Source organism: Muriventricola aceti (genome assembly GCF_025567565.1).
GTDB classification, from domain to species: domain Bacteria; phylum Bacillota; class Clostridia; order Oscillospirales; family Oscillospiraceae; genus Lawsonibacter; species Lawsonibacter aceti.
This window is the reverse complement of record NZ_JAOQKF010000013.1, coordinates 45,045-68,883: the sequence shown is the minus strand read 5'-3', so window position 1 is coordinate 68,883 and position 23,839 is coordinate 45,045. Positions and strand designations below refer to the sequence as shown.

The 23,839-nt window shown below is 52.2% G+C and carries 24 protein-coding genes; 2 read left to right on the top strand and 22 right to left on the bottom strand.

All coding sequences use genetic code 11. The features are described from left to right. Positions 1 to 4 precede the first annotated feature (4 nt). The 6 genes from aroB to OCV64_RS13535 form a co-directional block, all read right to left on the bottom strand. A complete protein-coding gene (aroB, locus tag OCV64_RS13560) occupies positions 5 to 1,081 on the bottom strand; it encodes a 3-dehydroquinate synthase (RefSeq protein ID WP_262670324.1) in 1,077 nt (358 codons plus the stop codon). A gap of 2 nt (positions 1,082 to 1,083) precedes the next feature. Further along, positions 1,084 to 2,097 carry a 3-deoxy-7-phosphoheptulonate synthase gene (gene aroF, locus OCV64_RS13555; RefSeq protein WP_262670323.1) on the bottom strand — a complete coding sequence of 338 codons (1,014 nt, stop codon included), beginning with the start codon at positions 2,095 to 2,097 and terminating at the stop codon, positions 1,084 to 1,086. A 459-nt stretch (positions 2,098 to 2,556) separates the two neighbouring features. After that, the gene (abc-f, locus tag OCV64_RS13550) at positions 2,557 to 4,050 is read right to left on the bottom strand and encodes a ribosomal protection-like ABC-F family protein (protein ID WP_262670322.1); all 1,494 of its coding nucleotides are present in this window, start codon (positions 4,048 to 4,050) and stop codon (positions 2,557 to 2,559) included. Positions 4,051 to 4,977: 927 nt separating this feature from the next. Continuing rightward, positions 4,978 to 5,253, bottom strand: a complete 276-nt coding sequence (locus OCV64_RS13545) for an HPr family phosphocarrier protein (RefSeq protein WP_186852567.1) — start codon at positions 5,251 to 5,253, stop codon at positions 4,978 to 4,980. A gap of 14 nt (positions 5,254 to 5,267) precedes the next feature. Continuing rightward, entirely contained in the window at positions 5,268 to 6,980 is a 1,713-nt protein-coding gene (gene ptsP, locus OCV64_RS13540) for a phosphoenolpyruvate--protein phosphotransferase (protein WP_262670321.1), read from the bottom strand. A 32-nt stretch (positions 6,981 to 7,012) separates the two neighbouring features. Beyond that, complete coding sequence (locus tag OCV64_RS13535) at positions 7,013 to 7,894, bottom strand: aldose 1-epimerase family protein (RefSeq protein ID WP_262670320.1); 882 nt, start codon at positions 7,892 to 7,894, stop codon at positions 7,013 to 7,015. Between the two features lie 85 nt (positions 7,895 to 7,979). Between OCV64_RS13535 and OCV64_RS13530 the strand changes: the two genes are divergently transcribed. Then, the gene (locus OCV64_RS13530; protein ID WP_186852564.1) at positions 7,980 to 8,693 is read left to right on the top strand and encodes a GntR family transcriptional regulator; all 714 of its coding nucleotides are present in this window, start codon (positions 7,980 to 7,982) and stop codon (positions 8,691 to 8,693) included. Between the two features lie 48 nt (positions 8,694 to 8,741). Here OCV64_RS13530 and OCV64_RS13525 read toward each other — a convergent pair whose 3' ends face one another. From OCV64_RS13525 to OCV64_RS13495, 7 genes are read right to left on the bottom strand one after another with little or no spacing between them, the layout of a single operon-like run. Next, positions 8,742 to 9,128 carry a transcriptional regulator GutM gene (locus OCV64_RS13525; protein ID WP_262670319.1) on the bottom strand — a complete coding sequence of 129 codons (387 nt, stop codon included), beginning with the start codon at positions 9,126 to 9,128 and terminating at the stop codon, positions 8,742 to 8,744. Between the two features lie 16 nt (positions 9,129 to 9,144). Beyond that, positions 9,145 to 9,507 carry a PTS glucitol/sorbitol transporter subunit IIA gene (locus OCV64_RS13520; protein WP_186852562.1) on the bottom strand — a complete coding sequence of 121 codons (363 nt, stop codon included), beginning with the start codon at positions 9,505 to 9,507 and terminating at the stop codon, positions 9,145 to 9,147. Positions 9,508 to 9,523: 16 nt separating this feature from the next. After that, on the bottom strand, positions 9,524 to 10,060 hold the full coding sequence (locus OCV64_RS13515) for a PTS glucitol/sorbitol transporter subunit IIB (RefSeq protein WP_186852561.1): 537 nt from the start codon (positions 10,058 to 10,060) through the stop codon (positions 9,524 to 9,526). Positions 10,061 to 10,065: 5 nt separating this feature from the next. Further along, the gene (locus tag OCV64_RS13510; RefSeq protein WP_262670318.1) at positions 10,066 to 10,434 is read right to left on the bottom strand and encodes a PTS sorbitol transporter; all 369 of its coding nucleotides are present in this window, start codon (positions 10,432 to 10,434) and stop codon (positions 10,066 to 10,068) included. 37 nt (positions 10,435 to 10,471) lie between these two features. Next, on the bottom strand, positions 10,472 to 11,059 hold the full coding sequence (gene srlA, locus OCV64_RS13505) for a PTS glucitol/sorbitol transporter subunit IIC (protein WP_186852559.1): 588 nt from the start codon (positions 11,057 to 11,059) through the stop codon (positions 10,472 to 10,474). Between the two features lie 35 nt (positions 11,060 to 11,094). After that, on the bottom strand, positions 11,095 to 12,792 hold the full coding sequence (locus OCV64_RS13500; protein WP_262670317.1) for an iron-containing alcohol dehydrogenase: 1,698 nt from the start codon (positions 12,790 to 12,792) through the stop codon (positions 11,095 to 11,097). A gap of 39 nt (positions 12,793 to 12,831) precedes the next feature. Further along, positions 12,832 to 13,569 (bottom strand): glucosamine-6-phosphate deaminase, encoded by a 738-nt coding sequence (locus OCV64_RS13495; RefSeq protein ID WP_186852557.1) that lies wholly within the window; start codon positions 13,567 to 13,569, stop codon positions 12,832 to 12,834. A gap of 387 nt (positions 13,570 to 13,956) precedes the next feature. Between OCV64_RS13495 and OCV64_RS13490 the strand changes: the two genes are divergently transcribed. After that, entirely contained in the window at positions 13,957 to 14,613 is a 657-nt protein-coding gene (locus OCV64_RS13490) for an HAD family hydrolase (protein WP_186852556.1), read from the top strand. Between the two features lie 403 nt (positions 14,614 to 15,016). Here the strand turns inward: OCV64_RS13490 and xerD are convergent, their stop codons facing one another. The 9 genes from xerD to OCV64_RS13445 form a co-directional block, all read right to left on the bottom strand. Beyond that, complete coding sequence (gene xerD, locus OCV64_RS13485) at positions 15,017 to 15,898, bottom strand: site-specific tyrosine recombinase XerD (RefSeq protein WP_147571768.1); 882 nt, start codon at positions 15,896 to 15,898, stop codon at positions 15,017 to 15,019. Positions 15,899 to 15,923: 25 nt separating this feature from the next. Further along, positions 15,924 to 16,544 (bottom strand): stage II sporulation protein M, encoded by a 621-nt coding sequence (locus tag OCV64_RS13480; RefSeq protein WP_262670316.1) that lies wholly within the window; start codon positions 16,542 to 16,544, stop codon positions 15,924 to 15,926. Between the two features lie 280 nt (positions 16,545 to 16,824). Further along, positions 16,825 to 18,249 (bottom strand): thioether cross-link-forming SCIFF peptide maturase, encoded by a 1,425-nt coding sequence (scfB, locus tag OCV64_RS13475; protein ID WP_262670315.1) that lies wholly within the window; start codon positions 18,247 to 18,249, stop codon positions 16,825 to 16,827. 103 nt (positions 18,250 to 18,352) lie between these two features. Beyond that, positions 18,353 to 18,493, bottom strand: coding sequence for a six-cysteine ranthipeptide SCIFF (gene scfA, locus OCV64_RS13470; RefSeq protein WP_087393998.1), 141 nt, complete (start codon positions 18,491 to 18,493; stop codon positions 18,353 to 18,355). 149 nt (positions 18,494 to 18,642) lie between these two features. After that, on the bottom strand, positions 18,643 to 19,065 hold the full coding sequence (locus OCV64_RS13465) for a TIGR04086 family membrane protein (protein ID WP_262670314.1): 423 nt from the start codon (positions 19,063 to 19,065) through the stop codon (positions 18,643 to 18,645). Between the two features lie 80 nt (positions 19,066 to 19,145). Further along, entirely contained in the window at positions 19,146 to 19,421 is a 276-nt protein-coding gene (yajC, locus tag OCV64_RS13460; RefSeq protein WP_147571764.1) for a preprotein translocase subunit YajC, read from the bottom strand. Positions 19,422 to 19,527: 106 nt separating this feature from the next. Further along, positions 19,528 to 20,673 (bottom strand): tRNA guanosine(34) transglycosylase Tgt, encoded by a 1,146-nt coding sequence (tgt, locus tag OCV64_RS13455; protein ID WP_147571763.1) that lies wholly within the window; start codon positions 20,671 to 20,673, stop codon positions 19,528 to 19,530. A gap of 272 nt (positions 20,674 to 20,945) precedes the next feature. Next, positions 20,946 to 21,968 (bottom strand): tRNA preQ1(34) S-adenosylmethionine ribosyltransferase-isomerase QueA, encoded by a 1,023-nt coding sequence (gene queA, locus OCV64_RS13450; protein ID WP_262670313.1) that lies wholly within the window; start codon positions 21,966 to 21,968, stop codon positions 20,946 to 20,948. A gap of 24 nt (positions 21,969 to 21,992) precedes the next feature. Further along, positions 21,993 to 23,804, bottom strand: coding sequence for a SpoIID/LytB domain-containing protein (locus tag OCV64_RS13445; RefSeq protein ID WP_262670312.1), 1,812 nt, complete (start codon positions 23,802 to 23,804; stop codon positions 21,993 to 21,995). Positions 23,805 to 23,839: the final 35 nt, after the last annotated feature.

Sequence of the window (23,839 nt, the reverse complement as noted above, 5' to 3'; positions counted from 1 at the left end):
AAGCTCATCTCCCGTACATACACTTCAGCAGTCCCAGCAGCTCATCCCGAGCCATCTTTCGGTGTACCGCCTGCCCCAGCTTTTCCAGGACGATGAGGGATATGTGGTCCCCGGCGTTCTTCTTATCTAGTCCTACCGCCTCTGTCATAGTCTCCCAGGGGCAGGGAATGTCCAAGGGTAAGTCAAATTTTTTCAGAAGCTCCTGAATGCACTCCACCGTTTCCGGTGGCGTGACGCCCAGCTCTACGCCAAGTTGGGCGGCCCAGTTCATGCCAGCGGCCACTCCCTGCCCGTGAGTCCAGGTTTCATAATGTCCGGCCAGCTCAAAGGCATGGCCGACAGTGTGTCCAAAGTTCAGTAGCTGGCGCAAGCCGGTGTCCCGCTCGTCCTCTACAACCACCCGGCGCTTCAAGTCGCAGCAGGTATAGACTACATCTACAATGCGCTCCATCACTCTCACCCGGCTCCCGCACCGATTCAGGAGTTCAAACAACTTCCGGTCCAAGATACAGCCGTATTTGATGACCTCGGCCATGCCGTCGGAGAAGGTCCTGTCAGGCAGGGTATCCAGGCAACCGGGATCGATGATTACCAGGCTGGGCTGCCAGAAGGCTCCTGCTAGATTCTTGCCAGCCCGCAGATCAATGGCCACTTTTCCGCCTACGGAGGAATCGACCTGGGACAGCAGGGTGGTAGGGATCTGGACATAATCTACCCCGCGTAACAGGGTGGCTGCCGCAAAGCCCGCCAAGTCCCCCACTACGCCGCCCCCAAGAGCTACCACAGCATCCGTGCGGGTCATACCAAAGGCCATCATCTTTTCCCAAAGGATAACAAGCTGCTCCGCGCTTTTTGACGCCTCCCCAGCAGGGACGGTAAGGCATTGAATCTGAAAGCCAATCTGCTCCAGGCTGTCTGCCGTCCGCGCCAAATACAGGGGCAGAACTCTGCTGTCGGTGACGATTGTCAGCTTCCGGGCGTTGGGGATCGCCTGACGGCACAGTACACCAGCCTGGTCCAGAGATCCCCGCCCAATCTTGATCTCATAGGGCCGGGAGGTATTGACGGCCAATGTTTTCATAGTCAGACCTCCTGGGCCGCCGTCCGAATGGCATAGACGGCCTTGACCACATCCTCAAACTGCTCTGGACGAAGGGACTGGGCCCCGTCGCATAGAGCGCGTGGAGGGTCATTGTGGACCTCGATGATCAGGCCATCCGCCCCGCAGGCCGCCGCCGCCATAGCCATGGGTTTGACATAGCGGGCCACACCAGTTGCGTGGCTGGGATCCACGATGACAGGCAGGTGGGTCAGCTCATGGAGCACGGTCACGGCGGACAGATCCAGTGTGTTCCGGGTCGCTGTTTCGAAGGTCCGAATCCCCCGCTCACAAAGAATGATGTTTTCGTTGCCGCTAGCCATAATATATTCTGCGCTCATCAGTAGCTCCTTGATGGTATTGGCCAGACCGCGTTTGATGAGGATCGGCTTCTGGGTCTTTCCCAGTTCCTTGAGTAGCTCGAAATTCTGCATATTCCGAGCACCAACCTGAATCACGTCCACGTCCTCGAACAAAGGCAGGTGGTTGGCGTTCATGATCTCGGTGACAATAGGCAATCCAGTCTCCCTCTTCGCTTCCAACAGCAATTCGATGCCATCCGCCTTCAATCCCTGGAAATCATAGGGAGAGGTCCGGGGTTTGAAGGCTCCACCCCGGAGCATGGTGGCCCCAGCGGCCTTGACGCTTTTAGCCACGGAAATGATTTGCTCCTTGCTCTCCACCGAGCAGGGGCCGGCGATCATAACAAAGTTGCCGTGCCCCACCTTGACGTGCTCCTGGCCTACTTGGATAATGGAGTCCAGGGGATGGAATTTCCGGTTGGCGCTTTTGAAGGGTTCCGACACACGCTTGACTCCCTCTACAATATCCAGCCCACTGACCAAGCCCTCGTCTAGCTTGCTGGTATCTCCAATCACACCGATAATTGTCGAGTAGTCCCCGGTAGAAACATGGGTTCGGAGGTCCTGGGCCTCGATCCACTGAATCAGATCCCGGATTCGCTCTTCCTTTGCGTTCTGCTTAATGATGATAACCATGATGCGCTTCCTTCCTTTCCTCTGCGCTCTCCACCGGGTCATAAAAAATGACCTGCGGTGAAGCGTTTGTTCACCGCAGGTCATTCAATGTTCCAACACTCCGCCTAAATTGCGGAGGGGAGCCGTCTGTTTGCAGCAAAAAACACTTTTACCTTTTTTGCACGAAAGCCAAAAAAGTAAAAGTAGCTAAAGAAGTAAGCTGCAAACTGCTTCATAAAAGCGTGGCTCCTTTCCTCAAAATGTATATTGGTTATTTTTATGGTAGCACTGGTCATTCCGTCTGTCAATTCAAAAAATATATTATTTTTTACAAACAATTTTATTATACTGTCAAAAATATATTCAAATAATACAATTCGGAGTATCAAGACGATTGTATTGACCGATAGAATACTCAGGTCGCAGGATATCCGTTAGCAGTCGCCCGTCCTCCTGCTTTACTCTATTTTTACTGTCTATTCAACAATCACTCCTGAGCCTGACTGTGTTGGTGGCGATCTTCTGCCGGAACATCTGGTCGTGCTCTACAAAAAGCAAGGTAGGCTGAAAGTCCAGAAGCAGGTCCTCGATTTGAATGCGGGAAAACAGGTCGATATAGTTCAGCGGCTCGTCCCAGATATAGAGGTGGGCGCTTTGACACAGGCTGACCGCCAATAGCACCTTTTTCTTTTGACCCTCGCTGTATCCGGACATATCCCGTTCAAACAGAGCACGGGAGAAATCCAGTTTTCGTAAGACAGTGAAAAACCTCGTCAGATCTATCCCCTGTCTTTCCGCCCATTCTAAGGGGCTGCCCTTCAGATGGTCCGTTTTTTGGGAGACATAGGATATCTTCAATCCAGACGCCCGCCAGAGTGTTCCAATATGGGACAGATTCTCCCCCAGGACAGCCCTGAGCAGACTCGTCTTTCCGCTTCCGTTTCCCCCATCCAAACATATCCGATCCCCACGTTTTAGTGTAAAGCTAACTCCCTTGCAAGCAGGACTTTCCTCATAACAAACCGCAAAATTGCGCAGCTCCAGGATTCGCTCACTGTGATAGTCCAGCGGTGTTAGCTTCAAGCTGTCCGCACACTCTACATCCCGGAGCAGGGCAGACTTTTCCTGGATGGCGCTCCGCTGCCTGGCCTCAAGGGTTTTGGCCCGCTTCATCATTTTAGCTGATTTATGGCCGATAAATCCACGGTCTACCCGCAGTCCTGAATTCTTACTGTTAAATTTGCTCTGTTCCGTCCGCTCCGACCAATCGGATGCCCGGCGGGCTGCCTGTTCCAGTCGCCGGATATCCCCTTTCAGCTTCTCATTTCGCTCCTGCTCTCCCCTGTCCCGGGCCTCTTTTTCCTGAAACCAGGTAGAAAAATCTCCACGCATCAGTTCCGGGCCTGTCTGGTTCAGCGCCAGCACATGGTCGATACAGTGATCCAGGAAAGCTCGGTCGTGGGAAACCAGCAAAAAACCCCGGCGCGTATTTTTCAGATAAGCGGCTACCAGTTCCCTTCCCTGGACATCTAAATGGTTGGTGGGCTCGTCCAGCATGGGATAGCTGTCCTCGTCAAGGAAAATGGCGGCCAGAGCGGCTCGTGTCTGTTCTCCCCCGCTTAGACTGTGAAACGGCCGGTCCAGTAGATCTTCCCCCAGTCCAAGGCGTGAAAACTCCCTGATTAACCGCCACTCGTCCACATCCTCCATCCCATCTAACAAGACCTGCCGGGTAGGAAGGTCCATGTGGAGCACCGGTTTTGGATAGCGGCGGCATCGTCCAGGGAGAATGATCTGGCCCACGCCCTCCAATTCTCCCTCTAACAGGCGAAGCAGCGTGGTCTTGCCCCTGCCGTTGCGGCCTACCAGCCCCAGTCTCCAGTTGGTGTCTAGCTGCAGGTCCAACCCTTCAAATACCGGCGTGTAGTCGCCCTCGTAGGTAAATCCAAGGTCTTGTATCATGATCTGTGACATAAGACATTCCTCCTGTCGTATCAAAAGTAAAAGCCGCAAGAGGGTATTCCTCTCGCGGCAGACAACGACAGAAAGACAGCCGGAAATTCCGATGTCATTCCTCCTGTTTGACCGAAAGCAGGTACGAATCCCTCTTACGCCGGGTACGACAGACCAGGGCCACAGAGGTGGCCCAAAGTTGTCATACCATATTCAGCAAGAGAGATCGCGCATTTTCCCGCCTCCGTTTCTTTCATATCGCGCCTATCATAGCACAGGAAAAAATTGATGTCAATAGAGTGGAAAAAGCTCCTTTTTATTGTATTGGACATCCCAAGCAGGGGGTATTTATGGCTTCGGAAGCCGCTGATGCTATCTGTAAACCGCCCAAACATCTGCATCCTCTCTGCAATCAGCTTCGTCAACTTTTCTTAACATTCTTTTTCAATCTTGCTGAAGACAGTACGGATTTGTGTGGTGCTATCCGACCACCTCATCGTACACTGTCCGCACCAGCGGTATTCGTAGATTTACTACTTGATATATCCAGTCCCAGGTCTGCGTCTGGCCCTTTTCGCAGATTGAAAGTCGGTCATAATTTTTGCTGGAGGCTCCAAAGATGTGTCTAGCAGTTTCGCTTTCCCTGCTATGATTTTTTCTGTTATACTGTGTCAGTTTACAAATATCTATGTGTGGTACGCATTACAATTTCAGCTAGTAATCAGGTATTACCACCATAAAAAAGAGACCTCACGCAGCAGGGTGCGCACTGCACAGGACGCCATGCGGTCTGTCAACTACCCTATCGTACTCTCAGATTTATACACAGCAGAATCCTCCCTCCAAACTATAATATAAACCAGTTAGACTAGGACCCCCCGGCTATACTTGGGAGTTCCTATTGTTCAGACAGTGGGATTCAAGTTTTTTATCTTTGGACGAGAGGAGTTATTCACCAAATCCGCTATCAATGAGGGCTACCAGGGTATCCACAGCCTCCTGTTCATCCGGACCATCACCGCAAATCTGTACACGCTCGCCACAGGCAAGTCCCTGTGTCAGAAGTGTGACCATGGACTTGGCGTTGTTCATCTTGGGCGGCTCGCCTACTGTCCGCTGGATGGTCAGGCGGGAAGCATATTGTAAGGCACACTTAACAAATTCCGAAGCAGGGCGGGCGTGTAACCCGGTTTCATTCCGGATGGTAGTTTCCTTTTCATACATGATACTTTCTCCTTTCAAGGCTTGCTTTTCAATCTCTCTAGTCGTTCTTTTACTTCTGCCTCTGTGGTCAAGACACAGATATCCCGTGCACACTGCTCCGCCTGCCACAGGTCTAGGTTGCACACCAGCTCCTTCACCATCGCCACGGAGGACGCACCCACAGACAGGGTCCTGAGCCCCATGCCCAGCAAGGCAGTCACTGCCAGTGGGTCACTGCCCATTTCACCGCATACGGAAATCTGCTTCCCGGCATCGTTGAAGGCCTGGATTGCAAATCTCAGCAGCCGCATCAGCGCTGGATGGAAAGGGCGGTAATACTGACTGACCACGGGGTTCACGCGGTCCACCGCCAGCGTATACTGGGTCAGATCATTGGTTCCGATGCTGGCAAAGTCTACCTCTTTTGCGACTTGGTCAGCCAGAAGAGCCAGCGAGGGTATCTCAATCATCACACCTACCGACATCTTCTGGTCCCACTGCTCTCCCCTGGACTGGAGCTGCTCCTTGGCCCGTTCAAGCAGAGCCTTCGCCTGGCGGATGTCCTCAATGCCTCCTACCATGGGGAACATCAACTTCAACCTTCCGTGGGCCGAGGCCCGCAGGATGGCCCGAAGTTGGGTCAGGAACATATCCGGGTGGTCAAAGCACAGCCGCACAGCCCGGTTGCCTAAGAACGGATTCAATTCCTTTGGCAGATCCAGGCAGGGAGCCTCTTTGTCGCCACCGATGTCCAGAGTACGTACAGTCACTGGTGCGGGGGCGAACACCTCAAAGACTCGGCGATAATAACGATATTGTTCCTCCTCGTCTGGAATCTCCTGTCGGTCCATGTAGAGAAACTCCGTTCGGAACAAGCCAACACCATCTACAAAGGCAGCACACTGCAATTCCCTGTCATCAACCGCACCCACATTGACCATCACCTGAACCCGCTCACCATTGAGTAGGGTCGGCTGTACCTTCCGGTAGGTTTCCTCCCGTTCCCGTGCGGCATGGAACTCAACCTGTTTGGCCCGGAAGTTGGACAGCTCATTCTTAGAGGGTTGGACAATCAGTGCTCCCTCCAGCGTGTCGACCAGCACCAGCTGACCGTCTTTCACAATCTGGCAGATATCAGTCACACCAGCTAGGGCAGGGATGCCATAACTGCGAGCAATGATAGAACTATGGGAGGTGATACCGCCTACTTCTGTAACGATGGCCAGGACCTGGGAGGGGTCTAGTGCGGCAGTGTCGGATGGAAGCAGATCATGGGCAAACAGTACCACGGGTTCTAACAGTCCAGCCAGACCTTTATCCGTCCGGCCCTCCAGACAGCGCAACAACCGCAGGCGCACGTCCGCCATGTCCGCAGCCCGTTCGGAAATGATGGAGTTGGGTGACATGCGCAGGACCTCAGCATACTGGGAATACACTTGGTCCACCGCCCAGGAGGCTCCACAGTCCTCAGAGCGGATCAGCATTTCAATCTCCTCCGTCATCACGATGTCATCCAGAATGCCCATGTGAGCTTCGAATATCTTTGCCCGCTCCGGATCTCGGGCAGTCATGCTCGTACAGAGCTGTTCCAGCTCTGTACGAGCCGCACGGTGGGCCGCCTGATATCGCTCCATCTCATCTTGCGGCTCTCCCTTTGGAACCTGGACCACATTTGGCACATAGGGCGCATAAAGGAAGGCCGTTCCCTCCACCAATCCTCTCGATGTTGCTATACCGGGATATCTCATCTTGATCACTCCAATGGTCTATGAATTCTGCGTTACTCGGATACGCCGATTCGATAACTGCGCTGGAACAGCCCGCCGGTGTCTAAGGCAGTCACCCGCGCCTTTTGGTCGATCTCTCCCGGTTTCTCCCCACACAACGCGTTGATGCCGCACCAGGGCTCCAGGCAGAGGAATTCAGCCTGTTCCACGGTATGGGGGTCGGTCCAGACGGCCACTACCGGGAAATCCGGGAAATCGACCCACAGGGCATAGTTCTTCTTCTCACACTGTAGTGCGACACGAGTAAGGCCCGTGTCTTCCAGGATGAGTGCATCCCGCTCCATCAATTTGGGCGAGAGGGGAAGCACTGTACCTTTCGGGGCTACAAGTTCCTTCTCCTCCGTAAGGTAACGTCCCTTTACCCGGCGTGTTTCCACCAAAATAGGTTTGTCAAATACTAACTGGTAGTCGCTCAAGCTGGTACCGGGTAGCAACCGGAAACCCGGATGGGCACCGATGGAAAAATACATGGTTTTATTATCCAGATTTTTTATGTTCCAAGTGACATGAATTCCATTTTTTTCCAGTTGATAGCTGATCTCTAAGACAAAGTGGAAGGGGAAATATCTCCAGCTCTCCTCACTGTCTCGCAGGGCAAAGGCGGCGGACTCATCTTTCCTGTCCAGCAACTCAAAGTCCATGTCCCGGGCAAAGCCGTGGGCGGGGGCTGGGTACTTTACCCCTCCATGTACATAGACCTCACCGGCCAAACCGCCAATGTTTGGGAAAAGAACCGGTGAGCTACGCTTCCAGCTCCTATTCCCGTTCCACAAATACTCCCGACTGGTCTTTTTGCTGTACAGCCGCTTTAGTTCGGCCCCATGTTGGGCAATCTGAGCAATCAAGGCCCCGTTCTCAATGGTAATCAAATTCATGGATCCGCACCTCTTTTGCTTTTTGATGATTTGTATGTTAAACTAATTATATATTTCTTCTATATTTAAATACACGGAGGCCATTATGGACAAAACAACAAAGAAAAATTTTCAGGCGAGAGAGTACATCATGAATATTATCCTCTCTTCACCAATCGGAACAAAATTGCCGTCTGAGCGGGAGCTGATGTCCCACCTCAACTTTTCACGGCCCACCATCCAGCACGCCATCGACGACCTGTTACTGGACGGCTACCTCTATCGAGTAAAGCGGCAGGGGACCTTTATCGCAAACAATTTCCGCAGTACCAACCTCAACCGTATTTCCAGCTTCAACGAGGCGGCCAGAGAACTAGGCGTTCAGCCCGACACGGAGCTGTTAGACCAGGCGATTGTCCCCGCCAACGAGTATATGGCGACAAAGCTGGACTGCCCTATGGGAACGATCATCCACTTCTTCCTTCGGCTGCGGAAGCACGCCGGGATACCCGTGATACTGGAATACTCTTACTTCACTGATTTTGCTGTCTCCAACATCACGAAGACCGACGTGACCCGGTCGATCTACCGGTATATCGAGCAGATTAAGGGCCTGTCTATTGGTTCAAGCAGTGTTACCATTGAGGCGGTCCTGCCTGAGGCGGAAATCGCCGAACTCCTCGAGGTTCCTAATAATGAACCGTTGTTGCAGTTAGAGCGCTCCTCCCGGCTCCAGGATGGGCACACCTTTGAATATACTAATAGCTTTGTAGTCTCACGATACAATAAATTTTCTGTTACTTCAGTACGCCGTGGATAGAATTAAGTTGGCCTATCACAGGGAGATGGTTCTCTATGATAGGCCTTTTTAATCGTTATCCAGGCCTTTAACCAGATAATCTGCAGCGGAGAGATACGCACGCTCCTGTGTGGTCAGCTTTCCCTTACTTTCCAGTACCCGCTTTGCCTCATAGCAGTCCCGATATTGAAACCCGGCGTCCAGTGCGTAGCCGGAGGCAATAGACCACCCTTTTACCCGGTAGGCCTCTAGGATGGTGCCATCCTTTTTAGCGATGAGCACGGCCACCCGCACCCCCGCCAGAGACTTGGCGATGGCGACACTGCTCGCCGGCCCCCGCACTTTCAACTGGACTAGCTCCTTGTTTAGACGGATCTGCTGAGGCACGGCCAGCATCCGCGCTAAAAATATCATCAGAATTAGGGCAATGGCAAGAAAAGCCAGCTCTTTTCTCATACGTATCTCTCCCTATTCAGCAGTAGAACCGGATGGTGTCTCCTACCCGGACCTCGGGCAGGGGTTTCTCCTCCACATGAATCACGCCAGGAAGAACCGGGGCCTTCTTTCCATCAAAGTGCAGGGTGCAGTGTCCCAGAAGCCTAAAGGTTTCCATAGCCTTATGTCCGATGGCGGTTACCTGGTAGGTATGTCCGCCGAAGTCCAGGATATCTCCGGGGGCAACGTCCCGGTTCACCTGGGGCATGGTAATCTGGACACTGTACTCCTCCAGACCGTTGCCGGCCTGATTGCCGAAGAGGATTAGGATATGGTCCTCCACAAAATCAAGCGCACCCTGGCCCATGCCGGTAATCCTAGTCTCACAAATATTTTCCATGGAAGCTCCTCCGCAATCAGAACAGGAACATACCGATGACGATTGCCAGACCGACCTCCACAGGGGCGATAATGAATTTGCTGTAAAGGCAAGCAGGTACGGCAATCTCAACGGTTTCTGGTTCGGCTTCAGTAAGGGACATTCCCACAGGGATAAAGTCGGAACCACAAGGCTGGTGAATGGCGAACACAGCAGGCAGTGCCATGGCCAGTGGGATATCGCCGGTGGCAATCAGGCCGCCGATGAGGGTGCCAATGATGGAGGCGATGACGGCACCTGGACCGATTATGGGGGAAATCAGGGGGAACGTGATAATCAGCGACATAATGAGCAGACCGATGCTGGAACTGGCAAGACCGCTCAGGCCGTTGGCGATGATATTGCCCAGACCGGTGGTCAAGATGAGGGTAGACACGGTGGCAATGAGGATCATAAAGGGAATGATGGTGGACAAAACGATTTTGAATGAGCGCTTGGCAGACTCAAAGATGATCATGACGAATTTGCCGATGGCAGAAGAAATCGTAATCGCCAGATTTCCAATCGCGTTCATAAATATTACCCCTCTTTCGATTCAATATTTCTCGGCATCACGCCAGAGACATAGATACCGGCCTTGACAAAGGCGGCAAAAGGACCACTGGGACCAGCAGGGTTGACGTTGATTGTCTTCAGCCCTTTCTTGGGAAACATACCAAGGCGGAGAGTACCTCCGCAGTTGACGATGACGCAGGCGATTTCCTTATCGGGGATGACCTTGCGGAAACCGTCCACCGCCTCACCGCCGGTGATCTCGGCGATCTTCTTAGCCACGGGATGGATGCCCGTCCCGGTCATAGAGACAATCTTGTTGCGCTCCCCTTCGACGGAGATTTCCAGCGGGGTGCCAAAACCGCCGCTGCCCTTGGATACAATAGCGATGCTCATAAGAGTCTTTCTCCTTTCACTTACAGTCAGCGTCAAATCAGGTCATATCTTCTGTATAAACCTTTTCGGCTTTGTTCTTTTCAATTTGATTGAAATCCACGCCCTGGCGCTTGGCAAGGAACATAGTCATTTTCTCTACCACAAGTCCGATGAAACTGGAGGTGCAGAAGGCTAGGGCGAAGGTAGCTACAGCAAGGGTGGCGCCAGCCCGCTCGCCAGCGATGGTGACCACGCCGTTAAAGATGCCCAGCCAGACGAACAGCTCACCGGGATTAACGTGGGGGAACAGGCACATCATGGGTGCCATGTTGGTGCGGGTACAGACCTCCTGATAGCCGGGCTTGTATTTCTCGGGCAGATATTTGCCGAAGGTAAAGGATGCAGGGCTACCCACCATAAAGTTTGCTAAGTAGGGTAAGAGGGTATAGCGGGCGAAGAAATTTTTGGTCAGCTTACGGGAGGCGGAGTCGAACCGGTCCTCACCAATGAGGGCCACGATGGCATTCAGCACTGTCAGGGCGATCAGGGCTAAAGGGACGATACTGGCAGCAGTCCCCATAAAAGATTCACCAGCGGCTGAAAAAAAGCCTGTTATACCCTGGGCGATACTTACGATGAAATCCATGTTGTTTCCTCCTTTTACATCCTATATTTTTGTTTTCACTGGCAGGAATCATATTGGGCGGCCAACTCCACCTGGTGTCTGTTACGCAGATAGTCGGCGTAGGCGTCCGCCTTGGCCTGGCAAATCTCCTGGCACAGAGCCATATACCGCTGGGTAGTCAACTCCGGCAAATCCAACTCTGCTTTCCGGACAGTCCGGGCGGCCTGCTCCGCCTTAGCGGCCTGCTCCATAGCAGCTTGGTGATCGGCCCTGCCAGCTCGCACCCGCTGGATAATTTTATCCAGCCGGGCCTTCTCACCAGCGCAGACCTGTGCATCGGCCCCTGAGGCCGGGATCTGACACTGCTCCTCCAATGTACCATAGATGTCCGTATAGTACTTGTCCAGTGCGGTCAGGACCCAATCCTTAGTAATAGGCTTGGCGCTGATGATGGTGTACCGATAGGCAATCTCGTCGATATATGCCTTTAGGTCGGCCAAACAGTCATACAAGGTGATGGGCGCGATTTTGTAGTTGGTCCGGGGGTTGATAGCCAGGTCGGCCAGGGAGATGTCCAGCCCCAGCCGTTGAATCATGGACAGCGCCCGCTCATGCTCGTTCTCCTGGAGCAGAGACATAAAGTACACAGAAAGGGCAACCACCTGTCCATGAGTGAGTTCAGTACCTGCCACATTCTCGAAATGGTCGAACATACCATGCTCACTGGCACTTTCCCACATGGTGTGCTGCATGATCCAGCTCTGCTCGGCAATCCAGTGATAGGCCCGGGCCAGGAACATGGCGCCTGCTTTCCGTCCATTACGGATATCGTCAGCGTGCTCAGCCAACAGGGAGAGCAACTCCTTGGCACCCTCACACACGTCCTGGGAGAAGGGTTTCTCCAGTATGGTGGTTTCCCGGTGATCAATGGGGTCGGGAACAGACATTCCCCGGGCTACCAGGCTGTTGATCCGCCAGTCAAAGGTGGCAGTCAGGATAGATAGCAAATCTCCGGCACCGGCAATATTCAGCTCCCGAAGCATGTTCCACTGTCGGCCTGCGGTTGCGGAATCCTCACCACCCGCCTGAGCCCGCTGGAGCAGCTTAGATCCGGTAATAACATCCAGGTCAATACAAATAGCCTGGGGCAGACCGTAGAACTTATATACCACGTTGTACGCCCCTGACTTGTAGGGGTCCTTCATCCGGATGGCCGCCTTGTAGCAAAAGGAGGCGTTAACGGAAAGAGCTGTAGGCACGCTGTACAGGGGGGCGTGAATAATGTTCTCGGCAAAATACTTTCCCGCATCACTGGCTACGCCGCCGCCCAGGGCGACCACTGCTTCAAAGGTCCTGTCAGCTAGGCTCGCCGTCTGCTGTACCAAATGTTTAGGCAGAGAAGCGTCCTTCTGCTGATGGGCTACCGTGCCGTCATATAGCGTCTGGATAGCGCACAGAGTGTCCTCCTTGGTGTCGGTTACGTAGATGCAGGTATAGTTGGTGCCTTCCAGCTGGTCTAGCGTAGCCAGATAGGCACCGGGGGCGGTAACCAGCAAATAGTTGTTAATCTTCTGCTCTTTCAAAAAGTCTGAAATGGGCTGATACTTGATGTGGAACACCTGATCCTTGGCCTTGACCAACGGGCGGATGGGCAGGAGGGGCAGCTCACAGGCAGATGCCACGGTTTGACGCCGCTCCAATTCCGCAAGGCGCGCTTGAGATAGGCCCCCACAGCCCGCATAATATTTTTCCATAATACACCTGACTCCTTCTGACTCAAATAAGCGGGTAGATCAACCCTTGATGCCACACTTGTCGGCCAGCGCCCGGTCGATGACAATGGTAGCGTCCCTGTGTAGCTTCAAAACGGAGACGGGCAGGTCAGAGGAGACACTGTCATCGGCAAAGAGCTTAGAGATGACGGGTTGCTTACTATCTCCAGTGGCAATCAGGATAATCTTACTGGCCTTCATAATATCGCCCACGCCCATAGTGATGGACTTAGTTGGCACATCGGCGGGGGAGTCGAAGTAGCGGGAATTGGCCTGAATGGTGCTCTCGTCCAGTTCCTCAATGTGGACGCCGGCAGTGAGGACAGCGCTGGGCTCATTGAAGCCTATATGTCCGCTGACGCCAACGCCCAGTAACTGGAAGTCCAGCAGTTTGTCGCCATACAGCTTTTGGTTGAAGGTCTTAATCTCGGCCTGGGGGTCATTCAAGCCACTAGCCACATAGGTGTTCTCCTTCTTAATGTTCACATGGTCAAAGAACCAGTTGTCCATGCACTTGCGGTAGCTGACTGGATTGTCAGGGCTCATCCCCAGATACTCGTCCAGGTTTACAGTGGTCACATTGGAGAAGTCTACCTTGCCGTCCTGATAGGCTTTGACCAAGTGGGGATATACCTGCTCAGCGGTGCCGCCAGTGGCCAGTCCCAACTTGGCAACGGGGTTAGCATTGACCAGAGAGACCATTTCCTGTGCTACATATTTGCAGGACTCCTCATAGCTGTTGGTAATAATCAGTTTCATATTAAGTTCGCTCCTTTACTTGTAAGATTTTTTATTCTTCAGATATGACTGCTACTTATATTGTGCTGATGGTTTTATTGTAGGATGCTGGACATATCCAGGGCAAGTATCCACGAACTTTTGTTTTTTCTTTGTTGGAATCGCCAGTTAATAGAGTTTTATTTTGGAAATTTTCAACATAAAAAAACTATTCTTTTGATGTATTAAATAAAATAGGCCACTATATTTTGTCGTTTTTGTCATTCCGTTATCCGAAGTACGTTGCCCTCTTTCCACCATGGATATATCCAGAGCAGTTTAGAGAAGGCAATCCAAACAGTAAAAAGGAGTTGTTACTATTTTTGAAATGTGTTACAATATGGGCGATATATTGGGGGGATGATATTTATGACACAAAACAAGTATGTCATTTTTGATATGGATGGCGTCCTGTTCGATACGGAGGCCCTTACCATCCGCATATGGGAGCAGATCGCAGAGGAATATTCTATCCCTCATGTAACGGAGGTCTGCCATCTTTGCGTCGGTATTAACGCCGTAGAGACGGAGCGAATTTTCGAGGAGCATTACGGAGATCGTTTACCAATTCACGATATCCGCAAGGAGGTTGCCCATCGTTTCCGACATATTCTGCAAACGGAAGGCCCACCTCCTAAACCTTATGCCGACCAGATCCTTCCTTTTCTAAAGGGCAAGGGGTATTTGCTGGCCGTTGCATCCAGCACAGTCTCCCATATCGTTCACCAGAACCTGACCACGGTAGGCTTTATCCAGTATTTTGACCAAATCATTGATGGCGATATGGTCCAGCGAAGCAAACCTTACCCAGATATCTTTCTCAAAGCCTGCGAAGCACTGAGATGCACTCCGGCGGACGCCTATGTCATTGAAGATTCTTTTCATGGTATCCGAGCCGCCCATGCCGCCGGAACTACTCCTCTAATGGTCCCGGATCTGTTTCAGCCTAATGAGGAGATCCGCAAACTGTGCCACGCAGTTTTTTCCGACTTGGGAGAAGTCCAGACATTCTTTAAAAATATGTGAATCTTCCCACTTCGGAGCAAACTCCATATTGTTTGCTCCGAATTTCGATAAAAGTCGGAGCACGCTCATTTCATTTATTATCCTTGTTATATATAGTCCATCTCCAAGGGCCAGCTTGACGTGCGATTACCCGGCCACAAGACGGTTCTAGAAAGGCTCCAACCACACTCCCTTACAGTTTTTACCAATCAGTTAGATTCCGCCAGACGCTTGATATAAAACAAGGTTACAAGGCGTTTTGTAGATACAGCATCAAGTCTCACATCTGGAGGTTTTGCTCATGGTTTGTGTCGGTATTGGCCATGTAGGACTTGAGACCCAAATTGGACAAGAGCATAGCCAAGATTAACTAGCCCAAAGGGGAAAGGAAGAAAAAAGCCAGGAACTAAACAGTTCCTGGCTTTCACGCTCTAGGGTGGGCTTTGAGATAGACATCTTTGAGCTTTTGGTTCAGCAGTTTGGAATATATCTGAGTGGATGAGATGTCGGCGTGGCCCAGCATCTCCTGGATGGAGCGCAAATCAGCGCCGTTCTCTAGCAGGTGTGCCGCAAAAGAGTGCCGCAGGGTATGTGGAGTGATGTCCTTTTGGATTCCAGCCTTCTCCTGGTAATATTTGATGAGTTTCCAGAAACCCTGACGGCTCATCCGTTCCCCGTTCATATTGACAAAAAGGGCGGTCTCTTCCACATCCTCCACCAACTGGGGACGGACATTATGTACATATTCGCTCAGTGCACGAATGGCGGTCTGGTACAGAGGAATGATTCGCTCCTTCCCCTTACTGTAGCATTTAAGTACCCCGCCCGGAAGATTGAGATCATCCAAATCCAGGTCGATCAGCTCACTGACCCGGATGCCGGTGGCATACAACAGCTCCAGCATAGCTCGGTCCCGGTAACCCTTCAAATCTGTACAATCGGGCTGCTCTAAAAACAGCTCGACTTCCTTTCCAGTCAGAACCTGGGGCAGTTTACGCTCCACCTTGGCCGGGGCCACCCCCTTGGCCGGATTACGGTCCACTTTCCCAAGGGCGATTAGACAGTTATAAAAAGATTTGATAGACGCCACAGAGCGGGTTACCGTGGCGGGAGACTTCCCCTTTCGTACCAAGGATTTGGTGAACCCCTCTACATCTTTGGGTAACACCTCAGTCAAGGACACACCGCTATCCTCCATAGACTGAGCGAATTGATGAACGTCACGGACATAGGAACTGACCGTGTTTGCCGAGGCGTGTTTTTCAGTTTTCAAATAGTCCTCATACACTGTCAAAAGCTCAGACACGTTCCTATGCTCCCCTACAATGATTTTACAACACAACACGGGCAGCTGCCCGAAGAAGAACTGGGATCACATGGTATTCTACTAGGCCACACAAAAGGATCAGGATGAAGCTGACTGTCAGCTTTCCCCAATAGACTGGCGCGAAGGGTAGTGCGTTGCGCCCATCACCAAGGCCACGCAAAAGCAGCTTGCGCGAACCATTCAGCCCTTGGACGCCAGAGAGAAAAAGAGCCGGTCCCCACAACAGCGCTGGCAAGCCAAACAAAAACAGGGCGGGCAGCAAGCCAGAAGATCCGAATACACGGCAGAAGCAGGCCACAGAAAAAGCGAAGAAAAAACCCCGCACCCCAAAAAGTAACGGCAGACCCACCACACCGATCCCAGTAAGGCCGAGCAAAAAAACAGCAAGCAGGTACCGAAGCTCCTCCCACAAGCCGGACCAAAAGTTATGAAAGAGGGCACCATCTCTGACCAGCCCCAGGTAATCCCGCAGATAGTCACACAGCTCCTGTCCACCCTGCCCGTCTGCCAGACTGGCAAAGATGGAACCGCAAAGTCCCCCCAATAAAAAGAAACCTGATAAAATAGCCAAGGGGACCCATTGTTCCGACGGCAAGTCCCATTTTTTTCGTTCCCTCTTTCCCATCGCTGTCACCTCAAGATAACCTTATGAGAAAGGGGAAAAAAATAGACATGGAAAGCTCAAAATAAGGCCCACCATTTTCTATATTCTTAATATAGCCTCTTCTTCCGCTTCGCGCAAGTGTTTTCGGTCATATTTTCAAGAAATATTTTTTCTGCTCCAATTTTATGTAAATTGCGTTATGTAAATTTAGGAACCAAAAAATGAAGCGAGGCGCTAAAGTGGCGCCTCACTTCACAAAATGCAGTACATAAAACACGCCGCCGACACTATATGTTGAAATTCATTTAGATTCCACTAGACTGCACTCAATACAATCTGTATTATTACAATTCGTATTTCTTTTGCTTCCCATACCGGCTTCAATGGCGTTCAGAGCGATGGCACATTCCAGCCGCTTGCGTTCCATCTGGCAGGCTACATCATTCGATTTTGTTATGTCGCCATTGACAAGCAGGTTAGATGCGGAACAGCCGCCGCTGCAATAGAAACGGGCCCAGCACTCCCGGCAGGCCGGGCGGGTATAGATGTTCTGCTGTGCAAAGGTTCCGGAGATATCCATATCAAAGGAGCCATCGAACACGTTGCCCATACGGTACTCCTCCTTCCCTACGAACTGGTGGCAGGGATAGATATCTCCATCAGGCGTAATGGCCACATACTCACAGCCAGCACCACAGCCGCGCAGACGCTTAATCACGCAGGGCCCCTGGGCCAGATCTACATTGAAGTGGAAAAAGTTGATGTCTGGCCGCTCCATCAGCTGGCCGGCCAATTTCTCATATTCCGCTTCTACCTTTTCCAAGTCCTCCTCTTTAATGGCGAAAGGATCATCCAGCGGTCCGCTGGCGGGCTCTACCGATACATGGCGGAAACCCAGATCCCCCATGTGGAGAACATCCTGAGAAAAGTCCAAGTTATCCCGTGTAAAGGTCCCACGAACATAGTAATCCTTGGTTCCACGGCCGGCCACCAATTTTTGGAATTTTGGAACGATGACCTCATAGCTCCCCTTCCCGTTCACAGTAGGCCGCATCCGGTCGTTAACAGGCTGACGACCGTCCAGAGACAGGACAACATTGGACATCTCCCGGTTGATATATTCTATCGTCTCATCATTGAGCAGGACACCGTTGGTCGTAATCGTAAAGCGAAATACCTTGTTGTGCTCTTTTTCCAGGGAACGGGCGTATTCCACAGTGCGCTTCACCGTATCCATCGCCATGAGAGGCTCCCCGCCAAAGAAATCAATCTCGATATTTCTACGCTTTCCGGATTTTGCCACGACCCAGTCGATGGCCCTTTTGGCCGTTTCAAAGTCCATGGTCATCCGATGGCCAGTGCCGAAGTCGCCTGTCGAGGCAAAACAATATTTGCACCGCAGGTTACAGTCATGAGATACATGGAGACAAAGCGCCTTGACCACTGCCGACTTGGGCAGGGCCATAGCGGCCTCCGGATCGATGTATTCGTCATCAGAAAAGAGAAGGCCCTGGTCCTGAAGACCTCTCAGTTCCTCCCAAGCCTCGGATAGCTCCCGTGGATCATATTGGTCCAACTGCTCCGCCAGTTTTTGAGGCAGCCTCTCTCCCATTGGCCCTTCAATCAAAGAGAGCAGGTCAAAGCTCAACTTATCCAACACATGGACCGCGCCACTGTTCACATCAGCGGCCAGATACTGGCCGAGCGCCGTAAAGGTATGTACCATATCGAACTTCCTTCCTCGATTTCCCTATCGATATCATTTGGATGGAGAAATAGACATGAAAAAGGGCAGGCTGACGCCCACCCTTTTCAGGTATGTTGAGAACTTACTTATTCTCGCACTTCTGATTGGCAACAGTGCAGGAAGTCTTGCAGGCAGACTGGCAAGAAGTCTGGCACTCGCCGCAGCCGCCCTTGGCGGCACTGGCCTTCAAAGTGGCCCCGTTGAGGGTCTGGATATGCTTCATTGGTATCTCCTCCTGAATCGCTTAGTGCAACAATTATACCACAGTTTTTCTCTGGACGCAAGTCCGGCAGTTCCTTTGGCGGAAAACTGAAGCTGGGCAATATCGCTGCTATCAAGTGGTATTGTAGCATAGCGAACCGGATATTTCAATCATCTTTTCCGCTTTTTCTTGGGCTTTCTTCCCAGTATACCGGCTATCGCTCCCCCACACAGGCAGGCGCAGAGTATGCCAGCTCCCCCCTGCTCTAACGATGCGGTATCATAGGCCAGAAGGCCTGCCGTCAGCAGAAGCAGGAACAGGATTGCTCCTACTCCTGTCCCCACTAGCAAAGATTTGGAGCGGATCCTTTTGATGCTGTATATCCCGCCAACAGCCCCGCCTAAGACACAGACCGCTAGTACCGCTCCCTGAGCCCACTGTTCCCGCAGGATTCCTGTTGAAATGAGCAAGGCGCACAGCAGAAGTGCTAGCACGGCCGAAAAACCGGCGAGCACCCCACCCTTGAGCAGTTCACACATACTGTTGACCCACTGTTCGCCCGATTCCTCTTGCCGTCTTTCCCTCTTTTTCATAACACAATGCCCTCCCCGCGGTCTTCTGTTTTCACGAAAACCTATGCGAGAAGGGCATATAGTATGTCTATTTTCTGTGATTACTTCTGCTCCGCAGCAGCGGCAGAGGAGTTCTTAGTGGAAACAGCCCACTTGGTGAACTCGATGCGGACGCGATCAGCCCCGGTCTCAATCACGATGGTATTCTCCTTCACAGAACAGATGGTGCCGATGATACCGCCGATGGTAGTAATCTCATCGCCGACAGTCAGCGAATTGCGGAGGTTCTGAGCCTCCTTCTTCCGCTTGTTCTCGGGGCGGATCATAAAGAAGTAGAGCATTGCGAACATTAAGGCCATCAGTATTAAGGTTTCCAAAATTCGTTCCCTCCAAAGTTGTTGTCAGCTGTTTCCAGTCAGACGCATTAGTGCTATTATAGCGGGTTTTTTTCCTGTTGGCAAGTCCTTTTGTCAAATTCGAGGACTATATTCCTGGGTCTGCTGCGGGTCTGTCCAGCTTTCCAGAAAATTTCTGTCGGAATGCCTCAAATCGTCCCTGATCCAGTGCCTCGCGGATGCGGAGCATCAATTCGTTATAGAAATGGAGATTGTGGAGCACTGCCAGACGCATAGCCAGCATCTCCCCGGCCGTCAGCAGGTGCCGGAGATAGGCTCGGGAAAAGGAGCGGCAGACCGGGCAGTTACAGGTGGGATCAATGGGACGGGAATCCAGCTTGTACTTCTCATTTTTGATATTTATGGTGCCCTCCCAGGTATACAGCTTTCCATGGCGGGCGTTTCGTGCCGGCATAACACAGTCAAAAAAATCCACGCCGCGGGCTACTCCCTCAATGATATTGGAGGGGGTTCCCACTCCCATCAGATACCTAGGTTTCTCTTTCGGCATATGGGGCTCCACCGCTTCGATAATATCATACATGGTCTGTGTGGGCTCCCCTACAGCCAGACCGCCGATGGCGTAACCGTCACAGTCCAGTTTGGCGATCTCATCCATGTGCCATTTCCGCAGGTCTGCATAGGTCCCACCCTGGTTGATGCCAAATAGCATTTGGCCGGGATTGACGCAGCCAGGTGCCTCATTGAGCTTTCTGTGCTCCACTGCACAGCGATCCAGCCATCGGGCTGTCCGCTCGCAGGAGGCCTTGACATAGTCGTAAGGCGCCGGGTTTTCCACACACTCATCAAAGGCCATGGCGATATCACTGCCCAGATTGGATTGGATCCGCATGGACTCCTCCGGTCCCATAAAGATCCGCTTTCCATCAATGTGGGAGGCGAAGGTAACGCCTTCCTCTGTGATCTTCCGCAGTCCGGACAGAGAGAACACCTGGAATCCTCCGCTGTCAGTGAGCATGGGGCCATCCCAATCCATAAATTTGTGGAGTCCACCCATCTGTCGGACTACATCGTCACCCGGACGCAGGTGGAGATGATAGGTATTAGACAACTCGATCTGACAGCCGATTTCTTTCAGGTCGTGGGCGGACACCGCCCCTTTGATCGCTCCGCAGGTGCCGACATTCATAAAAACAGGAGTCTGCACAGTTCCATGGGGGCAGGTAAATACTCCCCGGCGGGCCTTCACCTCGGTTTTTAGTAATTGAAACATAGATTTCTCCTTAAAGTGTGTGATACCAGCGACTTCATTCCGCCTTACGCGCTGGCTGCAGCTGGCTGTCTTGGGTCCCGGTCCTTCGCGCCGGTTAGCGCCTCCAACTGCTGGAGTCACGCTTCGGGATCCAAAACATTTCTGATTTTTTTGGAACACTCCTTCCGATCCCATCGCTCGAAGCTGCTCTGTAGCGGATATTACCGCCCCCTCTAGGCCGACCACGAGAGCCTGACCGATATTGGACAAGTCTATCAGCCATGACGCGCTTTCTAAGAAATGAACATGGCGTCTCCGAAGCTAAAAAAGCGGTATTTCTCTTTCACCGCCTCTTGATAGGCGTTCAGTACATGTTCGCGGCCCGCCAGAGCGGATACCAACATGATAAGGGTGGACTGAGGTAGGTGAAAATTTGTGACCAGCGCGTCCAACACCTTGAAGCGATACCCAGGATAGATAAAGATATTTGTCCATCCAGACCGCTGTGTCATGGTGCCGTCCTCCGCCGCAAAGCTCTCAATGGTGCGGCAGGAAGTGGTACCCACACAAATCACCCTGCCTCCATTTCTTTTGGTTTGATTGATGATGTCCGCGGTTTCCTGAGATATCATGCAAAACTCAGAATGCATCTCATGGTCGCGGATGTTCTCCGCTTTGACAGGCCGAAAGGTACCAAGGCCGACATGGAGCGTAACGTAGCATACCTTCACACCCATTTCCTGGATATTATCCAGCAGTTCCGGAGTAAAATGCAGTCCGGCGGTGGGCGCTGCGGCGGATCCTACGACTTTAGAATAGACCGTTTGATAACGCTCCTGGTTCTCCAGCTCGGCCTTGATATAGGGCGGCAGGGGCATTTTCCCCAATTCCTCTAATATTTCAAGAAAAATTCCCTGGTAGTGGAACTGGACCAGCCGCTTGCCGTCCTCCAGCTCCCGTTCAATCGTTGCAGTCAGCTGCCCTTGTCCAAATATTATCTGGGCGCCTGTCCTAAGTTTTTTTCCTGGACGGACTAAGCATTCCCAGCACCCCTCGCCCCGGTCCACCAGCAGCAATACCTCACAGGTCCCTCCCGTAGGTCGGTGCCCGATCAGACGAGCGGGCAGCACTCTGGAGTCATTGAGGACTAGGCAATCCCCGGGGCGCAGGAAGTCCGGCAGATCATAAAAGTGGTGATGTCCGACTGCTCCTGTGTTCTTGTCCAGTGTCAGCAGCCGGGAGGAATCACGCCGCTCTAGAGGAGTCTGGGCGATCAGCTCTTCTGGCAGTTCAAAATTGAAATCAGAGGTCTTCAAAACAGTTTACGCCTTTCTCTTCTTTTAATAGGCGTCCACTTGGACGCCAGGAAAATAAAATTTCAGTATCTCGTCATAGTCAAACCCTTCGCGGGCCATGGCGTTGGCACCAAATTGGCTCATTCCCAATTGGTGCCCCCAGCCCGCTCCGTCAAATACATAAGTATCTCCAGAGACGGTCACTGTGCCGCCTCCCACATTGGTCCCGGAGGCACCGGTATTCCCCTCCGACAGCGAGCTGATCTTTCCAGAACCGGAGATCACATACAGATCGCTTCCAGCTCCAGATACCGAACCGGTACCAGAAATCACATATACATCGTCCGTACCACTCAGTGTACCGGAACCATTGACTGCATAGCTTCCAGATCCGTTTCCGGCTGGCTGGCTGACCATCTTTCCATTTACTGTAAACCGGATCGACTTAACACCAAAATTTCCTCGGATACCCATATCTATACCGCCAGAGGATGCACTTGGCTTGAACGTGTTGCTGTTCCCATTTTTCCAGTGTACCTGAAGTCGAATGACGTTTCCCATCTCAGAGTAGGTCAGTTCTAGGTAATCGATGGAAGTACCAACCCCAAAGCCGTTGCTCTGAAGTTTACTGGTCAGCTCCTCTGAGGTATAGGTAACCGTCCAGGGAGAATAGGGATTTAAGTCGTCTACTAGGGATTCGTAAGGATCTATCACACCCTTCAGGTAGGGATGGGTGTTGACTGTATCCGTCCCCCAGACATTCTTTGCGTCCTCTGTGGCTCCGCCCGCGCTGGAGGAATATACGGTCTCTGCCAATTTTCCGTTATAGAGAACCACCTGGCCCGCTGTTTCCTCTACCGCCTGGTCGCTTACCTCACTGGGTCCGGAGTTGGAACGTCCATCTCCGCAACCATGGTATGCCTGACATTCCGTACTGCCACATACGTCAAATCCGTAGCTCTGGTGCCGGCCCATGTTCCTCAGAACATAAGTCCTGGCACAGGTGGCTTGGGCCTTCAGGGCCTCCAAGGGCCAGGTGCGGCCCATCTCATAACAGACCACACCCTTTACATAGTCCTCCAGCTCCACCACATTGACTACCGAGATATTTCCTCCATTGAGGCGCTGATAAAGAAAGCCACCTCGGTATTTATAATTGGAGAACCAAGTCCTGACATCCTCTGCTCCGGTCACGTCTGGCAGGATCGCCAGGATACCACCTGTTCCCTGGTCAAATTGAAACAGGATATGATCCGTCCCTGTTTCCACAATACTCATTCCGTAGGAAGTAGTCCCTACAACGGTCCCTTCCCCTAAGGTATCGATTGCGTCCAGCGCCTCGCCCTTTGAGAGATAGGCTCCCACCCGAACCTGGTATTCTTCATCTATCCAGGCCACGAAGCCATCCTCATAGTCTTCCGCGTCCCGCCGTGCGTCCTCGTAGTCTCCATACCCGCTATCGATCAAAATATGATAGCAGCCCACCGCGATATTGCTGGTAATGGAGGAGGAGTAGGTAGTCTTGCCCAACGAGGCGTCCCGTCCATAGTAGAGGTTTTGTGTCTTAAGCACCGCCACCTGGTCAATGTCCTTCTCCGTCCGTCCCAGCTCAACGAAATCCATATTCCCGTCGTAGTAGCCGAAGCGGAAACCGGCGCCATACCCTGTATTATTTTGGAGGTGAGCGGCCTCCAGCTCTCCCGTTTCTACGTACTGGTACGAGGATGCCAGCCCTACACGGATCATAACCTCACCGTCACTGTTGGTTCTTACGGCCCATCCGGTGGGGACTGCCAGGGTTATTGCAAGTACAGCGGCGGCAAGCCGCATCCAATTTCTCCTCATGGTCTGCTCCATTTCTCCACTTCTGCGGTTTTGTACTATTGACACCG